Annotated in this window: 6 protein-coding genes; all 6 read right to left on the reverse strand. The window is 64.2% G+C overall.

The window, feature by feature from the left end:
• Positions 1–63: 63 nt before the first annotated feature.
• Positions 64–3,852 (reverse strand): intein-containing DNA gyrase subunit A, encoded by a 3,789-nt coding sequence (gene gyrA, locus ACOJVU_RS05290; RefSeq protein ID WP_421528825.1) that lies wholly within the window; start codon positions 3,850–3,852, stop codon positions 64–66.
• 33 nt (positions 3,853–3,885) lie between these two features.
• Positions 3,886–5,919: a DNA topoisomerase (ATP-hydrolyzing) subunit B gene (gene gyrB, locus ACOJVU_RS05295; protein ID WP_421528826.1), complete on the reverse strand. Its 2,034-nt coding sequence runs from the start codon at positions 5,917–5,919 to the stop codon at positions 3,886–3,888.
• A 266-nt stretch (positions 5,920–6,185) separates the two neighbouring features.
• On the reverse strand, positions 6,186–6,713 hold the full coding sequence (locus tag ACOJVU_RS05300; protein ID WP_421528834.1) for a DUF721 family protein: 528 nt from the start codon (positions 6,711–6,713) through the stop codon (positions 6,186–6,188).
• A gap of 32 nt (positions 6,714–6,745) precedes the next feature.
• Complete coding sequence (gene recF, locus ACOJVU_RS05305; protein WP_421528827.1) at positions 6,746–7,891, reverse strand: DNA replication/repair protein RecF; 1,146 nt, start codon at positions 7,889–7,891, stop codon at positions 6,746–6,748.
• Positions 7,892–9,091: a DNA polymerase III subunit beta gene (gene dnaN, locus ACOJVU_RS05310; protein ID WP_421528835.1), complete on the reverse strand. Its 1,200-nt coding sequence runs from the start codon at positions 9,089–9,091 to the stop codon at positions 7,892–7,894.
• Between the two features lie 512 nt (positions 9,092–9,603).
• The gene (gene dnaA / locus ACOJVU_RS05315) at positions 9,604–11,127 is read right to left on the reverse strand and encodes a chromosomal replication initiator protein DnaA (protein ID WP_421528828.1); all 1,524 of its coding nucleotides are present in this window, start codon (positions 11,125–11,127) and stop codon (positions 9,604–9,606) included.
• Between the last annotated feature and the right edge of the window lie 599 nt (positions 11,128–11,726).

Consider the following 11,726-nt stretch of genomic DNA (forward strand, 5'->3'; position numbering starts at 1 on the left):
CACCGGGCCGAGTCTAGTTGCCCAGCACCTCCCCGCGACAACGCCCGCCCTGATCGTGGCCCGCTACTCGTTGGATCCGTCGGCCTCGTTGGTGGTCTCGGCTGCCTCGACGATCTCTTCGGCGTTCTCTTCGGCGTTGCGCGCGATGGCCAACAAGTCGTCTCCGTCGCCAAGGTTCATCAGCCGAACGCCCTTGGTCTGCCTGCCCGCCTTACGGACTTGACGCGCGGCCGTGCGGATCACACCACCCCCAGAGGTGATCGCGTACAGTTCGCTGTCCTCGTCCACGATCAGCGCGCCTACCAGCCTGCCCCGCCGACGGTCATACATGACGGTCAGGACGCCCTTGCCGCCACGGCCCTGAACCGGGTACTCCGCGATCCCGGTCCGCTTCGCGTAGCCGCCGGACGTCGCGACCAGCAGGTAGGTGCCTTCACGAACGACGTTGAGCGACAACAGGTAATCGTCTGCGTTGAAACGCATGCCCTGTACCCCCGACGTGGCGCGTCCCATCGGCCGTAGCGCCTCGTCGGTCGCCGAGAACCTGATCGACTGACCGTTGGCCGACACCAGCAGCAGGTCGTCCTCGGAGGAACACAGCACCGCGCCGACCAACTCGTCGCCGTCGCGCAGGTTGATCGCGACGATTCCGCCCGAGCGGTTGGAGTCGAAATCAGTCAGCTTGGTCTTCTTGACCAGGCCGTTGCGGGTGGCCAGCACCAGGTACGGCGCGTCCTCGTACCCGCGGATCTGGATGACCTGGGCGATGCGCTCCTCGGGCTGGAAGGCCAGCAGGTTGGCCACGTGCTGCCCGCGCGCCGTGCGCAATGCCTCCGGCAGCTCGTAGGCCTTGGCCCGGTACACCCGCCCCTGGGTGGTGAAGAACAGGATCCAATCGTGGGTCGAGCACACGAAGAAGTGCTTGACGATGTCATCTTGCTTGAGCCCGGCGCCCTGCACGCCCTTGCCGCCGCGCTTCTGGCTGCGGTAGAGGTCGGTCTTGGTGCGCTTGGCGTATCCGGTCTCGGTGATGGTGACGACGACATCCTCGCGCGCGATCAGGTCCTCGTCGCTGACGTCCCCGTCGGCGGCGATGATCCGGGTTCGGCGGTCGTCGCCGTGTTTGTCGGTGATCTCGGCGAGTTCGTCACGGACGATCCCGCGCTGGCGTTCGGGTTTGGCGAGGATGTCTTCGAGGTCGGCGATCTCGGCCTCGATCTTGGCCAGGTCGTCGACGATGCGCTGGCGCTCCAACGCGGCCAGGCGCCGCAACTGCATGTCCAGGATCGCCTGGGACTGGATTTCGTCGATATCGAGCAGTTCGATCAGCCCGGCGCGGGCGATGTCGACGGTTTCCGATGCCCGGATCAGCGCAATGACCTCGTCGAGCGCATCGAGCGCCTTGACCAGACCGCGCAGAATGTGTGCGCGTTCGTTGGCCTTGCGCAACCGGTAGGTGGTGCGCCGGACGATGACGTCGAGCTGGTGGGCAACGTAGTGGCGGATCAGCTGGTCGAGGCGCAGGGTTCGCGGCACCCCGTCGACGATCGACAGCATGTTGGCGCCGAAACTGGTCTGCAGTTGCGTGTGCTTGTAGAGGTTGTTGAGCACCACCTTGGCGACCGCGTCACGTTTGAGCTCGACGACGATGCGCAGGCCCACCCGGTCACTGCTCTGGTCTTCGATGTTGGCGATCCCGGCCAGCCTGCCGTCGCGGACCTGCTCGGCGATCGAGGTGATGAAGTTGTCGTGGTTGACCTGGTACGGCAACTCGGTGATCACCACCGACGTCCGGCCGCGGGAATCCTCTTCCACCTCGACGACGCCGCGCATCCGGATGGAGCCGCGGCCCGTCGTGTAGGCGTCGACGATGCCCTGTGACCCGACGATCAGCCCGGAGGTGGGAAAGTCGGGCCCCTTGACGCGTTCGCAGACGGCGGCCAGCGTGGCTTCCTCGTCGGCCTCGTGGTTGTTTAGGCACCAGAACACCGCCTCGGCGAGCTCACGCAGGTTGTGCGGCGGGATGTTGGTCGCCATCCCCACCGCGATGCCGCCCGACCCGTTGGCCAGCAGGTTGGGGAACCGGCTGGGCAGTACGGTGGGCTCCTGCACCCGGCCGTCATAGTTCGGTACGAAATCGACTGTCTCCTCGTCGATTTCGCGCAACATATCCATCGCCAGCGGAGTCAGCCGCGCCTCGGTGTTGTGGCTGACGAAACCGTTGGTCAGGAATGCGTGGTCGGAGGTGTCCACGCGCAGGCTGTACACCGGTTGTACACCCGCCTCGGTGACGGAGGCGATGCGCGCGTAGTAGAACCGGCCGTCGGTGAGGTCGCTGGCGATGGCGCGGACGTCGGGATCGGCGATGTGGGCCAGAATCTCCCCGCCGCGCGTGCGCCAGCGTTGGATGCGGTCGACGTTGTGGCGGTTGAGCCAGTCGCGGTCGGCCCGGGAGCCACCGGCGTACCTGCCGATGAACGCGGCCAGTCCGGGTACGTGATCTTCGTCCCGCCCGCGGCAAGTCGGCATCTCAGCGAGTACGGCGTTCAGCTTGGTTTGTTTGGCACCGCCGAAACCGACATGGTTTGCGAAGATTTCGGCCTGAGCACGATCGGTGATGGCGACCTCGTGCTCGCCATCAGCACGGCGGCATCGCCGTGAGACCACTCCGAACTCGAGCAGCATCTGTTGAACGTCTACCGCCAGCTGCCTGCTGCGTGTCGAGTACGATATGTGAATCGTGTTGCGCGGTAGCGCAGAACACGAGCCATCACCCTCGAACAACGCTTGCAGGAAGACGCGTTTCGCTGCGGCGGGGGACTGCCACAGCCAATGCGGCACCGACTTGTCGGCCGGACGTTGCCCGATCATCCCGCCGAGCCGCGTCTTTCTGAGTTCCGACAGATTGTGCACGTCGAATTCGTGCAGCGTCGAACCGGAGGCGGTCACCCGCGCGGATACATACCGCCGGCCTCCGACGACCGCGTCGTATGCACCGACGACCTTCTCGAAGTAGTCGCGGTCGAGGTTGTTGAACCCGGCGCGAGTTTCGGACCCGAAGCCCTCGCTGACGAAAGCACCCAACAGCAGGGCTTCCAGCGCGTCATGGCAGTCATCGGGGCCCGATTCCGCCGGTGGCGTGCGCTGCAACACGACGTGGTCGTCGGGGCGGAGCTCTGCGATCAACTTCCACAGCAGGGTGGGTATGCCGCCGACGTCGACCAAACACAGTAAGGGATGGTTGGCCGTGCCCGTGACCTCGTAGCCTTCAGCCGTCCGTACCCTGAAAGTCTGATGTTCGCCCGAATGGAACAGTGTGTCCGCCAAAACGGTGTTGCCGTGCCGATCCAGAACCTTCAACTCGACCACGTTGTCCGAATTGGGCGCAGCGCCCGGAGCCACATCGCAAATCCGCACAGATTGCCCGAGCGGTAAGCGCACCAACGCATCTCCAGTGACGCAATACCGCATCGCCGCCGGCGGGTCGTTGCCCGGCGAACCGAAGTTGCCCTGCCCGTCGACCAGCGGGTACCGCAGCGACCACGGCTGCGCCATGCGTACCAGGGTGTCGTAGATCGACGCGTCGCCATGCGGGTGGTAGTTACCCATCGTCTCGGCCACCGAGCGCGCCGACTTGGCGTGGCTGCGGTCCGGGCGGAAGCCGGAGTCGTACATCGCATACAACACGCGGCGATGCACCGGTTTGAGGCCGTCGCGTACCTCCGGCAGTGCGCGGCCGACGATCACGCTCATCGCGTAATCGATGTAGCTGCGCTGCATCTCCTGCTGGATGTCAACGGGTTCGATCCGCTCGGCGGGATGGTCACCCGGCGGCAGCGTGGTGTCAGTCATCTTTTCCTCGTTTGCGTTGGCGTATCTGATCGCTCAGACATCCAGGAATCGAACGTCCTTGGCGTTGCGGGTGATAAAGCTTCGGCGCGCGTCGACATCTTCGCCCATCAAGATGGAGAACAACTCGTCGGCGGCGGCCGCGTCATCCAGGGTGACCTGGCGCAGTACCCGCACCGCCGGGTCCATGGTGGTTTCCCACAACTCTTTTGCGTCCATCTCGCCCAGCCCCTTGTAGCGCTGGATGCCATCGTCCTTGTTGATCTTCTTGCCGGCCTTGAGCCCAGCCTCCATCAGGCCGTCCCGCTCCCGGTCGGAGTAGGCGAACTCCGGATCGATGCGTTGCCACTTCAACTTGTACAGCGGGGGCTGCGCCAGGAAGACGTGCCCGTTTTCGATCAATGGCCGCATGAAGCGGAACAGCAGCGTCAACAACAGAGTGGAGATGTGCTGGCCGTCGACGTCAGCGTCGGCCATCAGCACGATCTTGTGGTAGCGCAGCTTGGTGAGGTCGAACTCGTCGTGGATGCCGGTGCCCAGCGCGGTGATGATCGACTGAACTTCGGTGTTCTTGAGCACGCGGTCGATTCGCGCCTTTTCGACGTTGATGATCTTGCCACGCAGCGGAAGTATCGCCTGGAACATCGAATCGCGGCCACTCTTGGCCGAGCCGCCCGCCGAATCACCTTCCACCACGTAGAGTTCGGATTTACGCGGATCGGTCGACCGGCAGTCGGCGAGCTTACCGGGCAAACCCCCGATGTCGGTGGCACTCTTGCGACGCACCAGCTCCCGCGCCTTACGGGCCGCGATCCGTGCCTGCGCAGATGAAACCGCCTTGCTGACAATGACTTTCGCTTCCGAGGGGTTGGCTTCGAACCAGTGCGTCAGCTGTTCGTTACACGCCTTCTGGACGAACGACTTGACCTCGGTGTTACCCAGCTTGGTTTTGGTCTGACCCTCGAACTGCGGTTCGGCAACCTTGACGGAGATCACGGCGGCCAAGCCCTCGCGGATGTCGTCGCCGGTGAGGTTGGGGTCTTTGTCCTTCAACAGTTTGCGGTCTTTGGCGTACTTGTTGACCACCGACGTCAACGCGGCGCGGAAGCCCTCTTCGTGAGTGCCCCCTTCATGGGTGTTGATCGTATTGGCGAAAGTGTGCACCGACTCCGAATAGCCGGCATTCCACTGCATCGCGACCTCGACCTCGTGACCCTCGCCCTTGCCGGAAAAGTCCACGATGCTGGTGTGGATCGCGGTTTTGGTGCGGTTGATGTGTTTGACGAAGTCCACCAGGCCGCCCGGATAGCAGAACGTACGGTGCTTGACCTTGTGTGGCACAGGCGATTCCGCAGCCTTTTCCTGGGCTGACTTGGGTGCCTCGGCGGTGTCGCTGACGACCTCGTCGACGACCTCGTCCTGCTCCACTCGTTCGTCGGTGAGGTTGATCGTCAAGCCCTTGTTGAGGAAAGCCATCTCCTGGAGCCGGCGCGCCACTGTTTCGAAGTCGTACTGTGTGGTTTCGAAGATCTCGGGATCGGCCCAGAATCTGATGGTGGTTCCCGTTTTTTTGGTGGCCTCGCCCTGCTTGAGGGTGCCGGGCACGGCGTGTTCGTAGTGCTGGAACCATTCGTGCCCGTCACGGCTGATGCTGACTTCCAGCCGGGTGGACAGCGCATTGACCACCGACACGCCGACGCCGTGCAAGCCACCACTGACGGTATAGCCACTGTTCTCGCCGCCGAATTTGCCTCCGGCGTGAAGTTGGGTCATCACCACGTCGACCGTGGGGATTCCGGTGGCATGCATCGCCACGGGAATGCCGCGGCCGTCGTCGGCGACCTCTACGCTGCGGTCGTCGAGCAGGCGCACGTCGACCTTGGTGGCGTAGCCGGCCATCGCCTCGTCCACCGAGTTGTCGACGACCTCCCAGACGAGGTGGTGCAGACCGCGCTCACCGGTGGAGCCGATGTACATGCCGGGGCGTTTGCGGACCGCCTCCAGCCCTTCGAGCACGGTGATCGCTGAAGCGCCGTATTCGTCTTGTGCCTTCTTCTTTTGGGCAGCCACGGTCGGAATGGTCTCCTCAGGGTTTCGTGCGAGCGGTTCAGTCACCGCAGCGGTCGCATCCGGTCAAGTCTACCGTGATAGGCCGTCAGGACTGGTTTTCTGGGCGCGTTTTTGGCTAGCTGGCCGCGCCGTGTGCTCGATTTCTTCATTTGGGTCGCGTCATGACGTGCGCGACCCGGGTCCATCTGATTCTGGCGGCTCTGAGACGGCCGGTGCCGAGGCCTCGGGCGCAGCGTGTCTGCGTCCTGGCGAGCAGCGCGCGCCGGCTATCCGTAGGTGTCGCGCGGTCCTCGGCCTCCGATGTGGCGCGGCCCCTTCCGCCACGACGGGGCGACCGGCCCGGTGATCTTCAGCGAAATCACCACACCGTTGCCCACGGCCGCCGCGATCTTGGCCAGCAGGTGCGTCTGAATCATCCGCAACTGGGTGGCCCAGGCGGTGGACTCGGCCGCCACGCTGAGCACGCCATCGCTGAGACTGACCGGGGCGGCGTGGTCCGCAATCTGTTGACCCACGATCGCTCGCCATTGGCCGAGGACGGTGCCTTCCGCCACCTGCGCGGACCAGCCGCGTGTTTTGGCCAGGTCCTGCGCGAGCCGGCCCAGTGGCTGGGGGTCCCGGCTGTCCGGCCCCGGACCCGACCAGCGTCGCCGTCGCCCGGCGACCCGTCGCCCGGCGCGCGGGACGACGCGCCCACGCCCAGCGTCCTTGCCCTGGGCCCGCGCGGCCGCGCGGGCCTCCTCGAGCGTGCGACGAACCAAGTCGATGCCGTTCACCCCCGGCGGCGTCGGGATGCCGCCCGCCTCGGTGTCCGCACCATCACCGGTCACGGTTCCACCACCGAGATGCGCCCGGGATCGGCGTCCCGCATATCGATGTGCACCCTCCTAGCATCCCAGTCCGACGGGATGTCTTCCAGCACCGCTGCCGTCACCAGAACCTGTTCGGCCGTTTCGGCAACCCCTGCCAGCGCACGGCGTCGCGTCGTGTCGAGTTCAGCGAACACGTCATCGAGCAACAACACCGGCTCGCTGCCGTCGTACCGCAACAATTCGTATGCGGCCAATCGCAATGCCACCGCAAAAGACCACGATTCCCCATGGCTGGCAAAACCTTTCGTCGGCTGATCACCCAACCTCAGCTCGAGATCGTCGCGATGCGGCCCGACCAGGCACATCCCCCGTTCCAGCTCCGCGTCACGCCGTGTCGCCAACGCGGCCAAGAGCGCTGTTTCGAGAGATGGGCGGTCACCGGCTGGGCTCTGCCCGCCCAGGCTCGCCCGGTAGGCGATCGACGCCGGACGCGACTCCGGCGCCAGCAGCCGGTAGGCCTTTTCCACCTCAGGTGCCAGCTGCTCGACCAACTCGATGCGGGCGGCCATCACATCGGCGCCGTGCTCTGCCAACCGGCTGTCCCACACGTCGAGTGTGTCCAGCGCGCTTTGGTCATTCCGATATCGCGCCCCACCAAGGGATTTCAACAATGCCGTGCGCTGCCGTAGCACTCTGTCGTAGTCGGCGCGCGCCGCTGCGATACTCGGCCGGCGGATGGTGGCCAGATCATCGAGATAGCGCCGCCGTTCGGCCGGGTCACCCTGGACCAGGGCCAGATCCTCCGGTGCGAACAGCACTGCACGCAGCACCCCGACCACGTCGCGCGTCCTGCGCACCGGAGACCTGTTCAAGCGGGCCTTGTTGGCGCGCCCAGCCGAGATCTCCAGGTCGACGGCGCATTCGCGACCTTCGTTCACGACAATCGTCGACACGATGGCCCGCTCAGAACCCACCCGGATCAATGGCGCGTCGGTGCCGACTCGGTGAGAGCTCAACGTCGTCGAATACCAGAGTGCCTCGATCAGATTCGTCTTTCCGAAGCCATTGGGGCCGACAAACACCGTCCGGCCCGGTCCCAATTCGAGGTCGGCCTGCGCCCAGGACCTGAAATCACGCAGCCCCAAATGCCGGACATACACCTAGCCGGGCAACCGAACTGGCATCAGTAAATACACGTAATCGGTCGGCGGAACGGAGAACGGGCCCGGGCCGAACGGATGGCTGTCCTCGGAATACACCGGACGCAGCAATGCCGGTTTTCCCGGGGTGGTGAATCCGAACGACACGCGTTCGGAATGGACCGATCCCAACCCGTCGGTGAGATACGTCGGGTTGAACGCGATCGTCAACGGCTCACCGACGAAGTCCACCTGCAGATCTTCCTCGGCGCGGCCGACATCCTCGGCGCCCGCCGAGAGTCGCAGCACGCCGTCGGAGAATTCCATCCGTACCTGCGCGCCACGATCCGCCACCAGCGCAACCAGCTTGATCGCCTCGGTCAGCTCGGCCACGTTCATGGTTGCCACCGCCGTGTGCTCAGCCGGTAACAGCTGACGGAACTTCGGGAATTCCGCATCCAGGAGTCGGGTGGTGCTCCGTTTGCCGTTACCGCTGATACCGAGCAGGCCTTCCTTGCCCAACCCGGCGCCCGCGCCCAAGGACAACCGCACGTCGGATCCGTCAGTCCCGGACTTCGCCGCCTCGGCCAGCGTCTTGGCCGGTACCAACACCGCCGCCGCCACATCGGGCGACAACGCCGACCACGTCAATTCACGAACCGCCAACCGGAATCTGTCGGTGGCGGCCAGTACCACCCTGTCGCCTGAGATCTCGACCCGGATGCCCGTCAGCATCGGCAGAGTGTCGTCCCGGCCGGCCGCGATGGCGACCTGGCCGATCGCCTCGGCGAAAAGATCCGCGGGTAAGGTGCCGGTGTCCTCCGGAAGGGCGGGCAGGGTCGGGTAATCCTCCACCGCCATCGTCGGCAGGGAAAACCGGGCGTTCCCACAGGTCAATGCGACGCGGTTGCCGTCGACGCAGAAATCGACGGGCTTGTCGGGCAACGCCCGCGTGATGTCGGACAACAACCGTCCTGAAACCAAAACACTTCCCGGACAAGTAATTTCGGCCGGGATCTGAGCTTCGGCCGAGACCTCGTAGTCGAACCCGGAAATCGTCAGGCCGTCATCGGAACCGGACAACAGGATTCCGGAGAGGACCGGCACCGCGGGCCTGGTGGGTAGGTTTTTGGCCACCCACGACACCGCGTCGCCGAAGGACTCCCGCACCAACCGAAACCTCAGGTTGGTGACGCCAGCTGCTGTCGTCGCCACGTCCATAAAGAGTCCCTTCACCTGACACGTGTTCAAATCCCAGGGCCAGCCCCCCACTAGCGTCGGTCCCCGCGACGAACGTCGATGGCACAGGTGGGCCATGACGACCGCAACGGCAGCCGAAGATCAACCGTAGATCGTCTGGGGCCATCTTGAAAGCTAGCGGCAGGGTCCGACAACGCGAAGCCTCAACCGCCACATGGCCCCTGTTCACCCGAGTGTCCCCAGGGCCGGTTTTCAAAGAATGACGATCGAAGAGATATCAGTACCAGTAATAGGGGCTGTGGATGCTGGGGACAGCAGGATCCCGCGCAGCTAGGGGGCTCGTTGGGCTGTGGATGACGAGCTCGTCGCCTGTGTGGCGGTGGGTTGGCGGCTGGGGATTGATCGCGAGTGTGCACGGGTGTGTGGTGGGGGCGCCGGTTTTCGCCCGCGTTGTACACATGGCTGCGCACAACGCGACGACGTGACTCCTGTGACAGAGGAGTAAGAAGTTTTTCGTAAAAAAAGAGTGCGCGTCAGCGCTTGGACCGCTGACGGATCCGTGTGGTCAGTTCCTTGACGTGATCGAACACCTCACGCCGCTCGGCCATCTCGGACAAGATCTTGCGCTGGGCGTACATGACCGTGGTGTGGTCACGCCCGAATGCCTGGCCGATTTTGGGTAGGGAGAGGTCGGTGAGCTCGCGGCACAGGTACATCGCAATCTGGCGGGACTGCGCCAGTGCGCGCGTCTTGCCCGGTCCGCGTAACTCCTCGACGGTGGTGTCGAAGTATTCCGCGGTGGCCGCCATGATGGTTGCCGCGCTGATTTGCATCGTGCTGGCGTCGGCGATCAGGTCGCGCAGCACGATCTCCGCCAGCGATTTGTCGATGGGGGTCTTGTTCAGGGACGCGAACGCGGTGACGCGGATGAGGGCACCTTCGAGTTCGCGGATGTTGCGTTCGATGCTGCTGGCGATCAGCTCGAGGACATCGTCGGGCACCGCGAGCCGGTCCATCTGTGCCTTCTTGCGCAGGATGGCGATGCGTGTTTCGAGTTCGGGCGGTTGGACGTCGGTGATGAGACCCCACTCGAAGCGTGTTCGCAGTCGGTCTTCGAGTGTGGCCAGCTGTTTGGGCGGCCGGTCGGAGGAGATGACGATCTGCTTGTTGGCGTTGTGCAACGTATTGAACGTGTGGAAGAACTCCTCCTGGATTCCTTCTTTGCCTTCGATGAACTGGATGTCATCGACCAGCAGCACGTCGACGTCGCGGTAGCTGCGCTTGAAGGCGACCTTGCGGTCGTCACGCAGAGAGTTGATGAAATCGTTGGTGAATTCCTCGGTGGACACGTACTTCACGCGCATCCCGGGGAACAGGCGTTGGGTGTAGTTGCCGGCGGCATGCAGCAAGTGGGTCTTCCCCAGGCCGGATTCGCCCCAGATGAACAGTGGGTTGTAGGCACGGGCCGGTGCCTCGGCGATCGCGAGGGCCGCGGCATGGGCGAACCGGTTGGATGCGCCGATGATGAAGGTGTCAAAGACGTAGCGGCGGTTGAGGCTGGTTCCGCCGGTGACCGCAGGATCGGAGTTGCGCGGGCGTTCGGCGAAGTAGTGAGGCCAGCCTTGTTCGGCACCGAGGGGCACGTCGTCGCCGTCGTCCGGATCGTCGTTGTCGTCCGCGAGATCAAGTTCGGTTGCCGAGGGCAACGTTTCCACGGTGGTGACCGCACCATCGTCGACATTGTCGGGAGCCGGAGCGATGCGGACCCCGAGCTGGATCTGGTGCCCGAGTCGCCGGCTCAGGGCGTCGGTGATCGGCTCGCGCAGGTGGCGTTCGATCTCGTTCTGCACGAAGCTACTCGGCACCGACAACAGAGCAAAGCCCTCGACGATGGTGAGCGGCTGAACCAGATTGAGCCACGCCTTTTGCTGAGGGGTCAAAGGGGTGACGAGCGTTGCGCGGTTGCCGGCGGGAGCATCACCGGCGGGCTCGCCGTTGAGTTCGGAGACGACCGCGTTCCACACCGTCGTGAAAGTCGAACCGGGGTCATCGGTCAACGACGTATCTCCCTGGTCCTCGCATATCCCGGGTCGAGGGGCAATGACGACGAAGCGATTATCCACATGAGTTATACACAACTGTGTACAAGACGTAGTGCGGGCAACAAACCACCCCGACAGACGTGCAATCTTCCGGGATGGAGATTACCAGTCGAGGTCGCCTAGCCAGCCAGTCGATCCGCCATCGTCACTTGGATGTCGGCCGCCGACTGAGTCCGGCACGGCATGGCAAGAAGCTAACAGTTTTCTGTGCGGCTGCCAACCGCTGAGTTGCATTCCAATTGTCCGGGGCGAGAACCGCCGAAGTGCGCGGTGTGTGGACGTGGGCTTCGGTTTCGGGAGCGGAACTGTCGGTTGTTGCAGGCCAGGTTTGACCCAGGGATAGCTCGTCAGTACCCTCAAACAGTCGCCCGAAAGTCGGCGATACGGCTGCGACCCACGTTGTCGTGGGGAACTGCGCCGGGACAGCAGCAAGACCCACCGCCGACCGTGGTCATGATGACACTTCCACGAACGGATGGCCGGGTTACGTGGACCGAGACACAACGAGGAGAACGCCGTGGCCAAGGGCAAGCGGACCTTCCAGCCGAATAACC

Source organism: Mycobacterium sp. THU-M104 (assembly GCF_049197365.1).
Classification (GTDB): Bacteria; Actinomycetota; Actinomycetes; order Mycobacteriales; family Mycobacteriaceae; genus Mycobacterium.